Source organism: Sphingomonas sp. LH128, assembly GCF_000293195.2.
In the GTDB taxonomy this organism is placed as follows: domain Bacteria; phylum Pseudomonadota; class Alphaproteobacteria; order Sphingomonadales; family Sphingomonadaceae; genus Novosphingobium; species Novosphingobium resinovorum_A.
Window position 1 is genome coordinate 1 of sequence record NZ_ALVC01000201.1, and the last position, 17,321, is coordinate 17,321.

Annotated in this window: 16 protein-coding genes; 4 read left to right on the forward strand and 12 right to left on the reverse strand. The window is 66.0% G+C overall.

What is annotated here, in order from left to right; all coding sequences use genetic code 11:
• Positions 1 to 124: 124 nt before the first annotated feature.
• The 4 genes from LH128_RS16350 to LH128_RS16365 are packed head-to-tail and all read right to left on the reverse strand — an operon-like array spanning position 125 to position 5,390.
• Positions 125 to 679: a nuclear transport factor 2 family protein gene (locus tag LH128_RS16350; protein WP_008830771.1), complete on the reverse strand. Its 555-nt coding sequence runs from the start codon at positions 677 to 679 to the stop codon at positions 125 to 127.
• 14 nt (positions 680 to 693) lie between these two features.
• Positions 694 to 2,298, reverse strand: a complete 1,605-nt coding sequence (locus LH128_RS32805) for a GMC family oxidoreductase (protein WP_008830772.1) — start codon at positions 2,296 to 2,298, stop codon at positions 694 to 696.
• Positions 2,299 to 3,999: an FAD-dependent oxidoreductase gene (locus LH128_RS32810; protein WP_202950120.1), complete on the reverse strand. Its 1,701-nt coding sequence runs from the start codon at positions 3,997 to 3,999 to the stop codon at positions 2,299 to 2,301.
• 2 nt (positions 4,000 to 4,001) lie between these two features.
• Entirely contained in the window at positions 4,002 to 5,390 is a 1,389-nt protein-coding gene (locus tag LH128_RS16365) for an FAD-dependent oxidoreductase (protein WP_008830774.1), read from the reverse strand.
• A 487-nt stretch (positions 5,391 to 5,877) separates the two neighbouring features.
• On the opposite strand from LH128_RS16365, the gene LH128_RS16370 reads away from it, so the two are divergent.
• Positions 5,878 to 8,313, forward strand: a complete 2,436-nt coding sequence (locus LH128_RS16370) for a TonB-dependent receptor (protein ID WP_008830775.1) — start codon at positions 5,878 to 5,880, stop codon at positions 8,311 to 8,313.
• A gap of 116 nt (positions 8,314 to 8,429) precedes the next feature.
• Here LH128_RS16370 and LH128_RS16375 read toward each other — a convergent pair whose 3' ends face one another.
• Together LH128_RS16375 and LH128_RS16380 are read right to left on the reverse strand one after the other, a co-directional pair.
• Positions 8,430 to 9,380 (reverse strand): aldo/keto reductase, encoded by a 951-nt coding sequence (locus LH128_RS16375; protein WP_008830776.1) that lies wholly within the window; start codon positions 9,378 to 9,380, stop codon positions 8,430 to 8,432.
• Between the two features lie 18 nt (positions 9,381 to 9,398).
• Positions 9,399 to 9,926: a VOC family protein gene (locus tag LH128_RS16380; RefSeq protein WP_008830777.1), complete on the reverse strand. Its 528-nt coding sequence runs from the start codon at positions 9,924 to 9,926 to the stop codon at positions 9,399 to 9,401.
• A gap of 257 nt (positions 9,927 to 10,183) precedes the next feature.
• On the opposite strand from LH128_RS16380, the gene LH128_RS16385 reads away from it, so the two are divergent.
• Positions 10,184 to 10,981 (forward strand): SDR family oxidoreductase, encoded by a 798-nt coding sequence (locus tag LH128_RS16385; RefSeq protein WP_008830778.1) that lies wholly within the window; start codon positions 10,184 to 10,186, stop codon positions 10,979 to 10,981.
• A 34-nt stretch (positions 10,982 to 11,015) separates the two neighbouring features.
• Here the strand turns inward: LH128_RS16385 and LH128_RS16390 are convergent, their stop codons facing one another.
• The 5 genes from LH128_RS16390 to LH128_RS16410 form a co-directional block, all read right to left on the reverse strand.
• Positions 11,016 to 11,294 (reverse strand): hypothetical protein, encoded by a 279-nt coding sequence (locus LH128_RS16390; RefSeq protein WP_172705090.1) that lies wholly within the window; start codon positions 11,292 to 11,294, stop codon positions 11,016 to 11,018.
• A gap of 155 nt (positions 11,295 to 11,449) precedes the next feature.
• Positions 11,450 to 11,959, reverse strand: coding sequence for a VOC family protein (locus LH128_RS16395; RefSeq protein WP_008830780.1), 510 nt, complete (start codon positions 11,957 to 11,959; stop codon positions 11,450 to 11,452).
• A gap of 16 nt (positions 11,960 to 11,975) precedes the next feature.
• Positions 11,976 to 12,755, reverse strand: a complete 780-nt coding sequence (locus tag LH128_RS16400; RefSeq protein WP_008830781.1) for an SDR family oxidoreductase — start codon at positions 12,753 to 12,755, stop codon at positions 11,976 to 11,978.
• Positions 12,756 to 12,840: 85 nt separating this feature from the next.
• Positions 12,841 to 13,662 (reverse strand): SDR family NAD(P)-dependent oxidoreductase, encoded by an 822-nt coding sequence (locus LH128_RS16405; protein WP_008830782.1) that lies wholly within the window; start codon positions 13,660 to 13,662, stop codon positions 12,841 to 12,843.
• The gene (locus tag LH128_RS16410) at positions 13,659 to 14,438 is read right to left on the reverse strand and encodes an SDR family NAD(P)-dependent oxidoreductase (RefSeq protein ID WP_008830783.1); all 780 of its coding nucleotides are present in this window, start codon (positions 14,436 to 14,438) and stop codon (positions 13,659 to 13,661) included. Before LH128_RS16410 ends, LH128_RS16405 begins: the two co-directional genes overlap by 4 nt.
• 145 nt (positions 14,439 to 14,583) lie before the next feature.
• On the opposite strand from LH128_RS16410, the gene LH128_RS16415 reads away from it, so the two are divergent.
• A complete protein-coding gene (locus tag LH128_RS16415; protein WP_008830784.1) occupies positions 14,584 to 16,029 on the forward strand; it encodes an aromatic ring-hydroxylating oxygenase subunit alpha in 1,446 nt (481 codons plus the stop codon).
• Positions 16,026 to 16,802, forward strand: a complete 777-nt coding sequence (locus tag LH128_RS16420; RefSeq protein WP_008830785.1) for a ThuA domain-containing protein — start codon at positions 16,026 to 16,028, stop codon at positions 16,800 to 16,802. Before LH128_RS16415 ends, LH128_RS16420 begins: the two co-directional genes overlap by 4 nt.
• 36 nt (positions 16,803 to 16,838) lie before the next feature.
• On the opposite strand, the gene LH128_RS31445 is transcribed toward LH128_RS16420, so the two are convergent.
• Positions 16,839 to 17,321, reverse strand: coding sequence for a nuclear transport factor 2 family protein (locus LH128_RS31445; RefSeq protein WP_008830786.1), 483 nt, complete (start codon positions 17,319 to 17,321; stop codon positions 16,839 to 16,841).

Below are 17,321 nucleotides of genomic sequence, written 5' to 3' on the forward strand. Positions count from 1 at the left end.
CTGGCCTGTTACGACCAACTATCGTCCGGGCGCTCTTCCGAGGGTTGGGCTTTGCGCGGCCAGCGGTCCCAGCCTTCGCTGGGATGACGTACGACACGCGCATCCTCCCCGTGCCGGGGAGGATTCAACCCCTCCCGCGTGATTTCTCGTAGGCGATCCACGTCGGCAGGCGCTCCGGGAAATCCGCCGGCATGGGCTCGGGATAGGCGTGGTTGCGCAAGGGCGTGGAGAGGATGCCGGGATACTCCTCGATCGGCACGTAGTAGAGGAAGCCGATCGTCCGCTCGGCGAACTTCCAGCCCGCGTCGGTGTTGCGATACGTGTCGTCGTAGCGGATGGCGGTGACCATCATCCTGCCGCCGCGCCACAGTTCCGCATGGCCGATCACGCGGCCGGTCGCTTCTAGCGAGCCGTCGCCGAGGAAGTCGATCTGGACGTCGTGCATGAAGTGATGCCCCGGCCCGAGCACGTCGAAGCGTCCGTCGTACTGCGTCATGATCGCATCGACGCCGGTGGCGTTCATCACCCCGTCCGCCGATTTCAGCACTGCATCGGGCGCGAAGAGGGCGCGGATGCCGTCGATGTCGCGGTCGTCGATGGTGAAGCAGTAGCGGGCGACGAGCTGGCGGATCTGCGATTCCGCTTCCAGCCGGGCGAGGCGCTGTTCCAGTGTCGGCATGTCTCTCTCCTCTTTTATCGGGCGTCTTCCAGGATCATGTTGGCGCACTTCTCGCCGATCATGATCGAGGGGGCGTTGGTGTTGCCGGACGGCAGGCTCGGCATGATCGAGGCGTCGGCGACGCGAAGCCCGGCGATGCCGTGGACGCGCAGGCGCGGATCGACCACCGCGTCGGCGCTGACACCCATCCGGCACGAACCGACCGGGTGCAGGTTGGCGATGGCGGCGGCGCGCACGTAAGCCTCGATCTCCGCGTCGCTGCGGGCATCCGCGCCGGGCGATATCTCGCCCGCATTGTAGGGCGCGAGCGCGGGCTGGGCGGCCACGCCGCGCACCACCTTCACCGCCGCAATCATCGCGTCCACGTCGATGCGGTCGGTCAGGAAGTTCTGGCGGATCACCGGGTCGGCCAGCGGGTCCGGCCCGCGCAGCCGCACCGTGCCGCTTGCGCGCGGGTTGAGGTGGACCGGGCTCATCGTGAAGCCGGGGAAGGGGTGGGCCTTCATGCCCGCCGCCGTGCGGCTCTGCACGGTCCAGATGTTGGTGTTGACCTGCAGGTTGGGCCGGTCCTGCCGCGCGTCGGTGCGGGTGAAGATGCCCGCATAGATGCCGTTGCTGGCGAGCGGCCCCTTGTTGAACAGGATGTAGTCGATCCCCGCCTTCAGCTTGCGCAGCGGGCTGTTGGCCAGTTCGTTGATGGTGATCGGCCGGGTGCAGCGGAACATCAGCGAGATGTAGAAGTGGTCCATCAGGTTGGCGCCGACGCCCGGAAGGTCGAGCACCGGTGCGATGCCGCTTTCGCGCAAGTGCGCGGCGGGGCCGATGCCGGAAAGCTGCAGAAGCTGCGGCGACCCGAAGGCGCCGCCGCAGACCACCACCTCGCGCCGCGCCTTCGCGGTGACCAGGCCCGCTTTGGTGCGGTACTCGATCCCGGTGGCGCGCCCTCCTTCGACGATGACGCGGGTAGCATGGGCGCCGGTCTCGATCTTCAGGTTGGCCCGCCCCCGCGCCGGGGTGAGGTACGCCTGCGAGGTATTCCAGCGCCGGTTGTTGCGGGTGGTCGTCTGGAAGAAGCCGGTGCCTTCCTGCTCCGCGCCGTTGAAGTCCGGGTTGTAGGGAATGCCCGCCTCCTGCGCCGCCTCGACGATGGCGACGGCGATCTCGGAGCGGCCGGGCTGGTCGGACACCGTCAGCGGCCCGCCGACGCCGTGATAGGCATTGGGTCCGCGCTGCTGGTCCTCGGCCTTGCGGAAATAGGGCAGGACGTCGGCGAAGCTCCATCCCTCGCAGCCGCGCTGGCGCCAGTCGTCGTAGTCGCGCGCGTTGCCGCGAATGTAGAGCATGCCGTTGATCGAGCTGGTCCCGCCCAGCACTTTGCCGCGAGGCTGGTACATGCGGCGGCCGCCGAGTTCGGCCTCGGGCTCGCTCTCGAACATCCAGTTGACCCTGGGATCGGCGAACAGCATCGGGTAGCCCATCGGCGGCCTGATCCAGAACGCCTTGTCCTCCGGCCCCGCCTCCAGCAGCAGCACCGAGTAACGCCCGTTCTCGCTGAGCCGCGCCGCGACGACGCAGCCCGCCGAGCCCGCGCCGCTGACGATGAAGTCGAACTCCTCCATTTACGCCGCCTGGCCCGCAAGGTGCCTGCCCGCGATGTAAGCGAAGGTCATGGCAGGGCCGATCGTCGCCCCCGCGCCCGGGTAGGCTCCGGCGAAGACGTTGGCCTGGTCGTTGCCCACTGCGTAGAGGCCCTGCACCGGCGCGCCCTCGCCGTCGAGGACGCGGGCGTGGCGGTCGGTCTTGAGCCCCGCGAAGGTGCCGATGATCCCGGCCTCCATGCGGATGGCGTAGTACGGCCCCTTGGTCAGCGGGCCGAGGCAGGTGTTGGGCCGGTGCTCCGGGTCGCCCTGATAGACGTCGTAGACCCGCCCGCCGCGTCCGAACTCGGGGTCCACTCCGGCCTCGGCATTGGCGTTGAAGGTCGCGACCGTGCGTTCCAGCGCGGCGGCGTCTATGCCGCACTGGGCGGCGAGTTCCTGCAGCGTCGCGGCGCGCTTGAGGTAGCCGCTGCGCACATGCTCGCCGTGGGGAATGGGGAAGGGGCGGACCATGCCGATGCCCCATTTCTTCACCGCCGCCGCGTCGCCGATCAGCCAGCACCATGCGCTGGCGTCGCCCTCGCTCGCCCGGGTCATTTGGGGGACGAGGTCGTGGTAGGCGCTGGACTCGTCCCCGAAGCGGCGGCCATCCGGGCGCACGGCGATGAAGCCGGGCTTCTGACGGTCGATCAGGTGCGGCCAGACGCCGGTGAAGTCCGTCGAGCCCGGCAGCACCGAGACCGGCATCCACGGTGCTGCATGGGCGACATTGCCGTTGAAGACGCCGCCGACGCTCTCGGCCAGGCGGATGCCGTCGCCGGTGTTGCCGGGGTTGGTCGGGTTGCGCTGCTCGCGGCTGTTCGCAGGTGCCGGGAAGGTGGCGGCGCGGCGCTCCGGGTCGTTGGGATAGCCCCCGCAGGCGAGCACGACGCCCCGGCGCGCGGTGATCCGCACGCGGCCTTGCGGCGTGTCGATCTCGGCCCCGGTGACGCGCCCGTCCGCGCGGGTCAGCCCGGCAACGGGGGAGGAGAGCCAGATCGGCACGTCGAGGTCGAACAGCGTGCGCGCCAGCCGCGCCACCAGCGCCCGCCCGCGCACCACTTGCTGCCCCTCGCCATAGCGCAGCACGTCGGCGAAGTGCCGGGCCAGCTTCTTCGCGACGAAGCCCAGCGCCTTGACTGATCGGCCAGCCTTCATGAACTGGATCATTTCCACGCCCGAGCCCACGGCGAAGCCCAGGAAAAGCGTCTGCGGCAACTGCTGCTTGAGGTTCTTCAGGTGCGGCCCGAGTTCGCGCGCCTCGTAGTCCACGGTGCCGATCGAGCGGACGATGGAGCTATGCGCGCTCTCCGAGTGATAGTCGGGATAGTCCATGCCGTAGAACCGGACGTGGCTGTTTTCTTCCAGAAAGCGCACCATGCGCGGCGCGGTGTCGAGGTAGGCCTCGACCCGGTCGGGCTCGATGTAGTTGCCGGTTTCCTCGACCAGATAGGCGCGGGCGCTTTCGATGTCGTCGCTCTGGCCGGTGGCGCGCTGCATGGCCGGGGAGTGGTGGTTGCCGGGCACCCACAGCACGCCGCCGGAGGTCGCGGTGGTGCCGCCGAAGACGGCTTCCTTCTCCACCACCAGCACGTCCAGCCCGGCGCGCCGCGCGGTGACGGCGGCGGTGAGGCCCGCCGCGCCGGTCCCGGCGATGAGGACGTCGACGGTCCTGTCTCCCATGGTCATGCGTTCACCTTCTCTTTCGCGGCGTTGGCTCCGGCGATGCGGCCGAAGACGACCGCGTTGCCGATCGAGGCGCCGCCCGCCGCGTAGCATTGGCCGAACATGCCGCCGGTCGTCTCCCCGGCGGCGTAGAGGCCCTGCACCGGGCGATCGTCGGCGCCGAGCACGCGGGCTTCGGTGTCGATACGGATGCCGGTGCCCGTCCAGCAGATCACGGCCGGGCGGATATGCGCGGCGTAGAACGGCCCTTGCGCGACCGGCCGCAGCATCGCCGAGGGCTTGAAGTAGTCCTCGTCGTTCCCTATCTCTACCAGCGAATTGTAGCGCTCTGCCGTCGTCGCAAGACGGGCGGCTGGCACGCCGAGTTTCCCGGCAAGGTCCTCCAGCGTCGGTGCGCTGATCAGCGTTCCGGCCTCCACATGGTCCAGCAGCCGGTCCGCCGTCCAGTTGGGGGCAGGCCGGTATTTGGTGGTCTTCGAGGCGAGGCGCGATGCCTCGTCGAACACCGCGAAGCAGTCCCGTCCCGGCTGTTCGTCGAGGACGGCGGCGAGGACCGAATATTCTATCGTTTCGTCGATGAACCGGCGCCCGTCGCGGTTCACCATCATCAGCCAGCCGGGGAGGTAGCTTTCGAGGTCCTTGACGAAGCCCGGAGTGATCAGGAGCAGGCCGCGATTGGCCTTGCTCAACTGCCCCTCCACTTGCGCGGCAAGGCCGAGGCCATCGCCCCGGCAGGTAGGGGCGCCGATATACCAGTGGAGGTCGCCGTAACGCGAGGCATCGGGATAGAGTTGCGCCAGCATCTCGGGATTGGCGCCGAAGCCGCCGGTGGCGATCACCGTTGCGGCGCTGCGCACCGGCGCGCCGTCGGCGACGATGCCGCAGACCCGGCCGTTCTCGACCAGCAGGGTCTCGACGCGGGTATCGAGGACGGTGTCGATGTTCCTGCCGGACAGGAAGCCTTCGAGGCCCTCGACGATGCCCGCGCCGCCGTCGGTGGCACGGTGGCCGCGCCGGACCTTGTCGACTCCCGATGCATAGAGGTTGTCCACCGTGAACCCGATGCCCAGCCCGCGCAGCCACTCGAACGCCTCGGCCGAGCGTTCGCAAAGCGTGCGCACGAGGGCGGGCTCCAGCTTGTACTGGTTGAGCGTCATGTAATAGTGGAACATCGCCTCGGCCGTGTCGTCCTCCAGCCCGGCCTCGCGCTGGAGCGATGTGCCCGCCGCGTAGAACACGCCGCCGGACAAGGCGCTCGACCCGCCGGTGCGGTCGGCTGCCTCGACCATCAGGACGCTGGCGCCGCCCTGTGCTGCAAGCGCCGCGGCGCTGAGCCCCGCCGCCCCGGTGCCGATGACGATGACGTCGTAATCGAGAGCCTCACTCATCGCCGCTTCACTCCCGCGACGGGCGACACAACGGAAATCCTCTCAGCCATGACCGGCATCGGGCGCCTCTCCATCCATGATTGTCGTTGGGCCGCAGCGCCTCCGCACGAAGGCGGTCACGCTCGCGGCCGATGACCCGAAGCATGGCGAGCGACGGGTAATAAGTCTAGCTCAATTGTTGCTATCTAGCCGCACTTTGAATGCGGCCTATCGCTGAAACCCGCAGGTTTGGCGGGGTTGCGGGCTTGCGCGCGTCATAAAAAAGCAATCATGATCGACTTTTTTATTGTCACGGCGGATCATCCTGCGCATAAAGCCGGGCAGAAAAGAGGTTGGATCACCATGGCGACGAATCGCCGGGTGCTCCAGGGAACGGGATGAAGACTGGCTCCACCGCGCACTCCGGCATGTCCGGGGGCTGTGGTCATGCCTTCGATTTTCTAAATAAGTCATCCTTCGCAGCGAAGAGATGAACGGGGAGAAGAGAATGAAGGACCTACCGAACTTTCATCGCGCCTGCCTGCTAGCCGGGCTCATGGCGTCGGCTTCCGCGATCGGCCTCGCCAGCCCCGCGATGGCTCAGGACGCCGCCCCTCAGGCGGCTGCGGGCGGCCTCGAGGAAATCGTCGTCACCGCGCGCAAGCGTTCGGAATCGCTGCAGGACATTCCCGTCGCGGTGACCGCCTATTCGCCCGCGCAGATCGCCCGGCAGGACATCTCCAACATCGAGCGCATCGCCGCGACGACGCCGAACCTCACGGTCGGCCGCGCGACGACGGGTTCCGGCGCGCAGATCTCGCTACGCGGCATCGGCACCCCGGCGAGCGCGCTGGGCATCGAATCCTCCACCGCGATCATCGTCGACGGCATCTATTACGCCAGCGGCCGCATCCTCAACGAAGGCTTCTTCGACCTGTCGCGGATCGAGGTGCTGAAAGGCCCGCAGGCGCTGTTCTTCGGCAAGAACGCGACGGCGGGCGTGATTTCGATCACCACCGCAGATCCCGGCTCCAGCTTCGAGGGCTCGACCCGCGTGGGCTACGAGTTCCGGGCGAAGCGGCCCTACATTGAGCAGATGATCTCCACGCCGCTCACCGACACGCTCGGGCTGCGCGTGGCGCTGCGGGCATCGAAGATGTTCGGCGGCTATTCGCGCAATTACGCCACGGCGCAGCCCTTCACCGTCACCGACCAGGCCGGCGGCCCGGTACAGAACCTGGTTGCGCCTCCGGGCGACCGCCGCGGCCCCAAGGAGAAGGAACTTGTCGGCCGCCTCACGCTCAAGTGGGAGCCGACCGACACCATCACCAACACTTTCAAGGTGTCCGCCAACGAGACGACCACCAACGACGGCGCCTGGAACAACATCGTGTTCTCCTGCGCCACCGGGTTCAGCACGCTGCAACCCGGCGTGCCCTGCAAGCGGGACTGGAAATACTACCACAACCAGATGCCGACCGAGATTGCCGCGAACTTCCCCTTCGCGCGCGCAGATGGCGAACTCTACACGAAGTACCGCTCCTGGCAGGCGACCAACAATCTGGAATGGAACCTGGGCGATGTCACGCTGACGTCGGCCACCAACTACCAGAACCAGAACAACCGCTGGCTGACCGACAGCGACTACCAGCAGCGCGCCGTGCAGATCTACGTAGGCTCGCGTGAGAAGTGGTGGGCGTTCTCGGAGGAACTGCGCGCGCAGACCAACTACGACGGCCCGGTCAACATGATGCTCGGCGTGCTGTATCAGAAGACCAAACTGCAGTCCGACCAGTACGTCTATTCGGGCAACACGCGCGTCAGCACCCAGCGGCCGGAATGGGAATACGTCGCCTTCGGCAAGGATTCCTACACCAAGGGTGAGACGATCTCTCCCTTCGCGCAAGTCACCTGGAAGGTCGTGCCCGAGGTCGAACTCTCGTCGGGTATCCGTTACACGCATGAGACCAAGGACAGTTTCTTCGTCCACCCGGTCAATCGCCCCGGCCAGATCAACCGCCTGAACGACCCGATCTACAAGAACCAGACCTTCACCAACTGGAGCCCGGAAATCACCGCGTCGTACAAGCCTGTGCCGGGCGTCAACATCTATGGCGGCTTCAAGACCGGCTACAAGTCGGGCGGCTTCTCAAACCAGAGTTCCTATACCAACGCGTCGATCCCCGCCGATCTCGACTTCGAGCCGGAGAAGGCCAAGGGCTTCGAGGGCGGCGTGAAGACCACGCTGTTCAACAACCAGCTGCGCTTCGATGTGGCGCTCTACACGTATGAATATACCAACCTGCAGGTCGATTTCTTCGAGGCGCAGACGTTCCGCTACATCACCACGAACGCGGGTTCGGCGCGCACCAAGGGCGTCGAGATCTCGACCGAGTGGGCGCCGCATGCGCTTCCGGGCCTGACGATGCGCGGCGCGCTGAACTACAACAAGGCGCGCTACGTGGACTTCATCGCACCGTGCGTCACCGGCCAGACCCGCCTGCAGGGCTGCAATCCCACCGCGAGCAGCCCTTACGGCGGCCTCTTCGTGCAGGACCTGAGCGGCAAGCCGACGGCCAACGCGCCGCGCTGGACGGCGGCGCTGGGCACCAGCTACGAGGCAGACCTCAGCCCCGACATGTCGCTGACGCTCTCGGCCGATGCGCGCTATTCCAGCAGCTACAATGCATCGCCGTTCAACAACCCGATCGCGACGCAGCCCAAGTACGTGAACCTCGACGCGTCGCTGACGCTCAGTTCGAAAGCGGGCTGGGATCTGGCGGTCATCGGCAAGAACCTGACCAACCAGTTCGTCATCTCGGGTGCGCTGGATGCGCCGGGCACCGGTCGCGGCACCGGGACCGATGGCGGCGTGCTGGGCGACCAGCGCGGCTATGCCAACATCCCGCGCACGGTGCAGGTGCAGGTCACTTACCACTACTGATTGCAACGAATTTTCCGGTTCGTCCTCCCGGTTTGCAGGACACCCATCCTCTCCTGGCCGGTACGCGATCCTCCAATCGCGCGCCGGCCTCTTGTTTCAGGAGCGTTCGCGTGTGTTTAGGCGAGTGCCTTGTCCAGCACGGCCAGATGCGTGGCATCGAGCGTCAGGCGCGTGCCTGCGACGAGGTCGCCGAGCTGTTCGGGGCGCGATACGCTGGCGATCGGAGCGGTGACGCCCGGCTGCGCCAGCATCCACGCAATGGCGACGGCCACCATCGAGGCGGCCGTCTCCCGCGACACCTGCTCCATCGCGGCGATCAGGCGGGGCACCTCCGGGCGCAAGAAGATCGGTCGGAGGTAGACCTCGCGGGGATGGCCGGCGATGTCGTCGAGGCTGCGGTACTTGCCGGTCAACAGTCCATTGGCGAGCGCGTAGAACGGAACCACGCCAAGCCCTTCGCGCAGGGCGATCTCCTGCAGCGCCCCTTCGTAGGTATCGCGCTCCAGCAGATTGTAGCGCGGCTCGATCACCGCGAAACGCGCCCAGCCATTGGCGTCGCTGACCGCCAGCGCCGCATCGAGGCGGTCCGGCGCGTAATTGGAAGCGCCCAGCACCCGCACCTTCCCGGCTTTCACCAGCCGGTCGAAGGCATCAAGGGTTTCTTCCAGCGGTGTTTCGGGATCGTCGCGATGAGCGAAGTAGACGTCTATGCGGTCGGTGCCGAGCCGCTGCAGCGATTCCTCGACGGCCCCGGCAATGCGCGAGGCCGAAAGGCCCTTGCCGCCAGCGCCGGGGAGCAGCCCGACCTTGGTGGCGATCAGGACCTGCTCGCGCTTGCCGCTACGGCGCAGCCACTCGCCGATCAGCGTTTCGGATTCGCCGCCCGCATTGCCCTGGACCCAGGCGGAATAGACGTCGGCGGTGTCGATCAGTGCGCCGCCCGCATCGACGAAAGCGTCGAGGATGGCGCAGCTTTCCTCGCGGTCGGCGGTCCAGCCGAAGACGTTGCCGCCCAGCATCAGCGGGGCGGCGGTGAGGCCGGTGCGGCCGAGCGGACATGGGGTCACTTCGCTGTCTCCCGAATGTCAGAGGTGCCGGACAGGGTCGCTCCCGTCCCAGCCCAGCGAGGCGGTTTTCACGTGGGCATGAATCTCGCGCATCACCGGGACCATGTCGATCAGTTCGACGATCGGTCCGGGCGCTTCTGCGGCAGGTTGCATGTAGGCGAAGCGGGTGCGCTGCGAGGCGCCTTCGGTCGCCACGGTCAGACCCGCGCCAAGCGCCGCCTGCCGCTGGGCGTCGAAATCGTCGCTGGCCATACCGATGTGATGCAGGCCGCGCCCGCCTGCGGCGAGGAAATCGCGATAAGTCGATGGCGCGGGGCCGGGCACGATCAGCTCGATCTGCATCGCTCCGCTGTGGGCGAGGGCGACCTGGGAAATAATCGCTGTATCGTCCACATCCTCGCCGCCATTGCGCAGCCAGATGAATTCGGGCCGCGGCATGACGAAGAACGGACCTATGCCGAGACTTTTGGTCCAATACGCGATTGCGGGTTCCAGAGCCTCGACCAGATAGCCTGCCTGCATGACCTCGCCGTAGAACCTGCTCATGACCCTCTCTCGCTGTCTTCGTTGTTCTTGTCGGGTTATAAAAACAAGCAGTCAAGACTGCAAAATTTATGGCTCGCGCACAAGGGCGCAGGCGATCGCGGCGCTGCAGGGCGGCACCATAAGATTAAGGATTATTAGAGATAATCGAATGGAACGCTTGCGTGCCCAGCCACGCGGCGGCCAGCATGAGACGTTTGAGCATCGGCGAATTGTTCATATGAAACATTCATCAATGAATCCAATAATGGAGAGCGAAGATGCGGCTTGAAGGTAAGGTCACGGTAATAACCGGAGCGGCAAGCGGGCTTGGCGAAGCGACCGCGCGCCGGTTCGCGCGGGAGGGCGCCGTGCTGGTGCTTGGTGATATCAGGCAGGACGCGGGCCAGTCGCTGGCCGAGGAGCTTTCCGCCGCTTTCGTTCCCTGCGACGTCACCCGCGAGGAGGACGTCGCCGCCCTCGTGGATCAGGCTATGGTGTTGCATGGTCGGCTGGACTGCATGGTCAACAACGCCGGGCAACTCGGCGCAGTGGGCCGCGTCGAGGCGATCGAAGCGGCGGCGTGGCGCAATACGCTGGCGGTACTGCTCGACAGTGTGTTCTACGGCATGAAGCACGCTGCGCGCGTCATGCGGCCGCAGGGGGCGGGCGTGATCCTCTCGACCTCCAGCGCCGCCGGTCTCGCACCCTTGGGGCCGCATGCCTATACTGCGGCCAAGCATGCAGTGATCGGACTGACCCGCTCGGTCGCGGCGGAACTGGCGGCCGACGGTATCCGGGTCAATGCCGTCGCGCCCGGAAACGTGCCGACCCGCATGACCGAGCTTGCCTATGGCGATGCCTCCGCGATGCGCAAGGCCGCCGAGGCGCGCAACCCGCTGCGCCGCGTCGTCGAAGCCGACGAAATCGCGGGGGCCTTCGCCTATCTGGCCGGCGACGACGGGCTGAACGTTACAGGGCAGGTGCTCGCAGTCGATGCCGGGCTTGTCGATTGCCGACTGGGATCGGACTATTATGCCCGAACTCCGGCGTATTTTTCTGTAGACGGAGACCGCTAGAATGTGAGCGCCGCGCTTGCCATCAGGAGCGGCGTCAGGCGGATTTGCGGGCTGCGCGCTCGCTGGGACGGAAACCGATCTCGGCGAGCAGGTCCATAAGCCGCTGGCCGTCGGCGCGAACGCGGTCGCGCCATTCCTTGTGGTCGAGGTGACCAAGCACCGAACGCTGGAACAACCCGGCTTCGCGCACCGCATCGCGAAGCAGGGCGGCCGGCACGACATCAGCGTCCACTGCGCCGCTTTCGACGGCACGAATCTCGACGATGCGCGCCACCTGCTGGGCACGGCTGCGGTTGAGGGTGTTCATATCCACGTTTCAGGCTCCCGGGCGGGGGCGGCATCGCGACCGATACCGCGCTGTCTCTCATTCCGGGAACACGGCCGGACCGATTAAGTTTCGGTTCATCCGGCGAATTTGCACTGCCGAGTAAAATTTTTTCCTTTGCGTTCAAATGTGAACGCGGAAGGTCAGGCGTGGATTGGCAGGATTTCCGGCGTCTCGTGGATCTCCAGAATCTCGAAGACATTGCCGAAGAAGTCGCGGCAATAGGTTCCGGCATAGCCGTGTTTCATGCCGTTCGCATCGACGGTGATGCCCTCCATCGCGGGCGGCGTGTGCACCGGCAGGCCAGCCGCGACGATCCGTTCGTGGACGGCAAGGACGTCCTCCACTTGCAGCGCCATATGGGTATAGCCGTATTCGTTGACACCCCGGCGCGGGTCCTGCGGCGCCTGTTTGGGGGCGAGATATTCGAAGACTTCGATCTGCACGTTGCCGAGGCGACAGAAGAATTGCCGGGCGGCGCTGCCCTCCAGCCCGACGACCTGATCGATGAAGGGGTTGTCGGACCAGCTCAGCGGCTCGACCTCCTCGACCGCGCCGAGGATGTCCAAGTAGAATTCGCGTGCCTTGCCCAGATCGGGCACCGATACGCCGATATGGTGGACGCCGATGACGCCGGGCAGTTTCTGGGCCATGCTCCGTTCCTCCTTTTCAGACCTGGCTGAACCCGCCGTCCATCACCAGCTCGTCGCAGGTCATGAAGCTGGAGGCGGTGGAGGCGAGGAACACCACGCCGCCCGCCATTTCCTCCGGCTTGCCGAGGCGGCCGATCGGGTGTGCGACGTTCATCGCCGCGATCGAGGCTTCGCGCGAAGGCGCAGCGCCAAGCTCGATGTAGCGGTCCATGATCGAGTTCAGCATCGGCGTGTCGATCCCGCCGGGGTGCACCGAGTTGACGCGGATGTTGTACTTGAGCGCGGCGAACTCTGCGCCCAGGCACTTCGAAAGCATCTTGATCGCCGCTTTGCTGACGCAATAGGCGGCATTGAACGCCGCGCCGCGCAGGCCGCCGACGCTCGAGAAGTTGATGATCGAGGCGCCCGAGGGCCGCGCCTTGCCGCCTTCCTGCAGCAGGCCCAGCATGACCTGCGTGCCGATGATAGCCGAGTCGACGTTGATGGCGTTGACCTTGTGGAACTCGGAGAGCGGTGTGTCCTCGAACTTCGTCACGATCGAGAAGCCCGCGTTGTTCACCAGTGCATCGAGGCGGCCGTATTTTTCGCGCACCAGCGCCTCCACCGCGCGCCAGTCGGCCTCGCTGGTGACGTCGTGCCTGAGGTAGTGGTCGGCGCCTTCGATGTCTGCGCTGTCCTTGAGGTCGGTGGCGATCACGGTGGCGCCGGCGGCCTTCATGGCCTTGACGATCTCGCGGCCGATGCCGCCGGCGGCGCCGGTGACGACGGCGATCACGTCGGGAAGGGCGATGGTCATGGTCTTGTCTCTCCCAAGGGCCTCTGTGTGCCGCTGTGGTGGGGTTATGGTATCGCTAGGTGCCGTTGAGTGCCGCTTTGTGCCGCTATTGCGCGGTCCAGCCGCCATCGACGACAAGCTCGCCGCCGGTCATGTACGAACTGTCCGAAGACGCGAGGAAATAGACCGCGCTGGCCAGTTCCGCCGGGTCCGCCAGCCGTCCGATCGGGGTCTTGCTGGACATCAGATCGACCAGATCCTGCGCCTTGCTGGCGACGCCCTTGTCGACCCAGCGCTGGAAGCCTTCCTTGAGGAGCGGGGTCAGAACGAAGCCGGGATGCAGCGAATTCGCGCGGATCGGCATCTTCTTTTCGGCAAATTCCAGCGCGATCGACTTGGTGAACAGCCGCACCGCGCCCTTGCTGGCGTTGTAGCCCGAAACCTCGCTCATGCCGACCAGGCCCATGATCGAACTGACGTTGATGATCGAGGCGCCGCCCCGGAACTCCGCCCCGCTCGCGGCCATCAGCGGCACGAAAGTCCGCACGCCGAGGAACACGCCGTCGACGTTGATGCTCATGATCCGGCGCCAGCCTTCAAGCGAGGTCTCGGCCACCGGGCCGGTCAGGTCGATGCCCGCATTGTTGACCAGGATGTGCAGTTTTCCGTGCCTTTCGGTCACGGCGGCGAGCACTTTGGCCCAATCGCTCTCGCTGGCGACATTGGCGCTGACATAGCTGGCGGCCTGCCCCAGACGGGCGAGCGTGGCGCTGGCATACTCGGTGTCCGGCGCCTCGAGGTCGGTCAGGACCACTTCGGCGCCTTCGGCCAGGAAGCGCTCGACGCAGGCGAGGCCGATGCCGCGAAGCCCGCCGGAAACCAGCGCTACGCGGCCCTTCAGCCGCTGCGAACCCAGTTCCTCGCTCATACGCCGTTCATCCCTGCAGTGGACGCGCCGTCCATGGTGAATTCGCTTCCCGAACAGAACCTTGCCTCATCGCTCGCAAGCCATGCGACCATGCCGGCGACTTCCTCCACAGCGGCCATGCGGCCCATCGGAGACAGGCCCTCGTAGGCGGCGCGGGTGGCGACGGGGTCGCCCGATTTCTCGATCAGGTTGACGATCAGGGCGGTCTCGACGACGCCCGGCAGCACGGCGTTGACGCGAATGCCGTACTTCTGGTTGCCCGAATGCACCGCCGACGCCTTGACCAGCGCGATCACGGCGGCCTTCGACACCGAATAAGCCACGAAGTTGCCCATCGCCCGGTGCGCGTTCATCGAGGAATTGACGATGATCGAGCCGACCGGCCCTTCCGGATTCTTCGCCATGGCCCGCATCGCGTGCTGCACGGTGAGCATGACGCCGGTGAGGTTGACCCCCATGACGTTGTTCCAGCCCTCGATCGAGATGCTCTCGATGCTGCCGTCCCCGCTTTCGGTCCCGGCGTTGGCGAAGGCGATGTCGAGCCGCCCGTGCGTTCCGAGGATCTGCGCGATCAGGCCGTCCCACGCCGCCGCGTCGGTGACGTTGTGCTTCACGAACTCGGCCCCGGTCGCGGCGCACAGCGCATCCGCCGCCGCCTGGTTGGAGCCGGTGAAAATGACTTTAGCCCCGTCGGCGCACAGACGCTCGACAGTGCCGGCGCCGATGCCGGAGGTTCCTCCGGTGACCAGCGCCACCTTGCCTTCAAGCCGCTTCACGGCATTCTCCCGATTACTATCCCGGCCAACATGGCCCATCCGCGCCGCTCCACAACCTATGATTTTGAGCAAGGTGACTTGTGGTGCAGCGGGGTGCAGAAATGGCGACAAACAGGGAAATGCGTTCTTGGGAGATTGAACGACCATGGCCGATCGAGATCCGGAAATCGCCGGAAAGCTGGGTGAAGACCGCAGCGAAGGCATAAGCTGGGCGGAACTGATGGCGCAGGATTCGCGCACCCCGCCCGCGATTCTGACTGACGAGAGCTATACGTACCGCGGTTCGGAGGCGATTCCCGCCGAGCGTTACACCAGCGAGGCATTCGCCAAGCTCGAACGCGAGCGGATGTGGCCCTACGTGTGGCAGTTCGTCGCGCGCGAGGAAGACCTGCCCGATCCGGGCGACTTCATCGTCTATGAGAACGCGGGCCGTTCGTACCTCGTCAGCCGTCAGGACGACGGCTCGATCCGGGCGATGCACAATGTCTGCCTCCACCGTGGCCGCAAGCTGCGCACCGAGGAAGGCGCCGCCGACAAGTTCGTCTGCCCGTTCCACGGTTTCGCATGGAAGAAGGACGGCAGCTTCGATTCGATGCCCTGCCAGTGGGACTTCCCGCATCTGGCCGAAAAGGACCTCGACCTGCCCGCCGCCGAAGTCGGCCGCTGGTCTGGCTACGTCTTCATCCGTGAGGAATCGGGCGGCCCGAGCCTCGAGGAATTTCTCGCCCCGCTGCCCGAGCACTTCAAGCGCTGGCGGCATGAGGAATGCGCCAGCGTCATGCGCGTGGCCAAGGAAGTCCCGGCCAACTGGAAGGTGGTGATGGAGGCTTTCATGGAAGCCTGGCACACCATCGTCACTCACCCGCAGCTGCTGCCCTTCACCGGCGATTCCAATGCCGCCTACTGGACCTGGGGCGACAACGTGAACGTCAACCTCGTGCCCTTCGGCGTGATGAGCCCGCACATCGCGGAAGGGCAGGGCGAGCAGTGGATCGTCGACGAGTTCATCAAGTACAATGGCCGCTCTGGCGACAACTACGAAGGTGAGGCCCACGCCAACCCGATGGCGATCCAAGTGCCCGAGGGCATGACCGCCCGCGCGGCGCTGGGCGCCGCCATGCGCGCGGCCTATACCGAGAGCACCGGCTACGACCACGAGAGCGCGACCGACGCCGAACTGCTGGACGGGCTGGTCTACAACGTGTTCCCGAACTTCGCGCCCTGGGGCGGGTACATGCCGAACATCGTCTACAACTGGCTGCCCGGCAAGACGCCCGACACCTGCATCATGGAAGTGCGCATCCTCGCGCGTATTCCCAAGGGCCAGCCGATCCCGCGCGGCGCGCCGCTGAAGATGCTGCGGCTCGACCAGAAATGGACCGAGGCGCCGGAACTCGGCATTCTGGGCGACGTGTTCGAGCAGGACATGGACAACCTGCCTTACGTGCAGGACGGCCTCCATGCCTCCAAGAACGGCAAGGTGAACCTCGGCAACTATCAGGAAATCCGCATCCGCCAGTTCCAGGACACGATGATGAAGTACATCGTCGGCGACCTTGGGGGCGACCTCGGCGGGGCTCCGAAGGCATGAGTGAGGCTGAAGGCGCGCATCCTCCGCGCATAAACTGCGTCCTCATCTGCGGCGGCGTGTGGCACGACATGGACTTCGCGCGGCTGGAGCTTCTCAAGCTCCTCGCCGAAGACCCCAGCGTGCGCACCCGCGTGTTCGAGGATTATGAGAACCTCGACGCACTGCGGCAGGCGGACATCCTCATCACCTATACCTGCGACGTCACGCCCTCGCTGGCGGCGCAGGAGGTGCTGCGCGACTGGCTGAAGGCGGGCGGGCGCTGGCATGCGCTGCACGGCACCAACTCGGTGCTGCGCCTGCTGTCCGAAGGGCCGGACAAGGGCCTGTGGGACGCCCCGCGCTGGGCGCCGCTGTTCATGGACATGCTGGGTTCGCAGTTCATCTCGCACCCGCCGATCGCGCCCTACACGGTGACCGTGGCCGATCCCGGCCATCCGCTGGTGGCGGGCATCGAGCCGTTCGAGACGACCGACGAACTCTACCACATGGAGACGCACGGCCACCTGCACGTCCTGCTGGAGACCGACTGCACGGTCGAGGGCACCGGCTTCGTCGAAGCGGCCGATGCGCTGGGCAAGCAGCCGGTAATGTACCTCAAGGACCACGGCAAGGGCGCGGTGCTCTACAACACGTTGGGGCATTGCCGGGGACACTACGACCTCCAGCCGATGCTCGACTGGTGGCCTACGGTGGACCGCTGCGCCTGGGATCTCCCGGTGTTCTACGAATTGCTGCGCCGGGGCATCGCCTGGCTCAAGCAGGGCGGGAAGTGAGACGCGGCGCCGGGGTCTGCCCCGGCGCAGCCCCGCTCAATCGACCTTGAACGGAAGCGCTCCGGTTTCATCCGACCGCGTCGGCCACAGGATGGTGAGCGCGATCCGTGCGAACTTCCAGCGGCCATCCTGCCGGACGTAATGGTCGTCGTAGCGGCCGATCAGCAGCAGCGGGTTCGCCTCTCCGCCCGGTGTGGCTATGGCCGAGCCCGCATGCTGGCGGGTGACGAGGTCCAACAGCAGGCAATGCCCGTGAGCGGTGTCATATCCCGTCAGCTCGATGGAGTGATTGGCGACGTAATGCAGCGTCTCCAGCGGCGCGCGCAGGTGCTTCCAGTGCTGGCGATAGAGGCCGAGCACCGCGTCGACGCCTTCGTAGGGCTCCGGAAACTCGCATAGGATGTCGTCGGCGAAATTGCGGCGCACCGCAGCCTCGTCCATCGAGTCGAAGGCGGTCGAGTAATCCACGCGAAGCTGGCGGATTTCCTCGCGTGCGATCAGGTCTTCAAGAGTCATCAT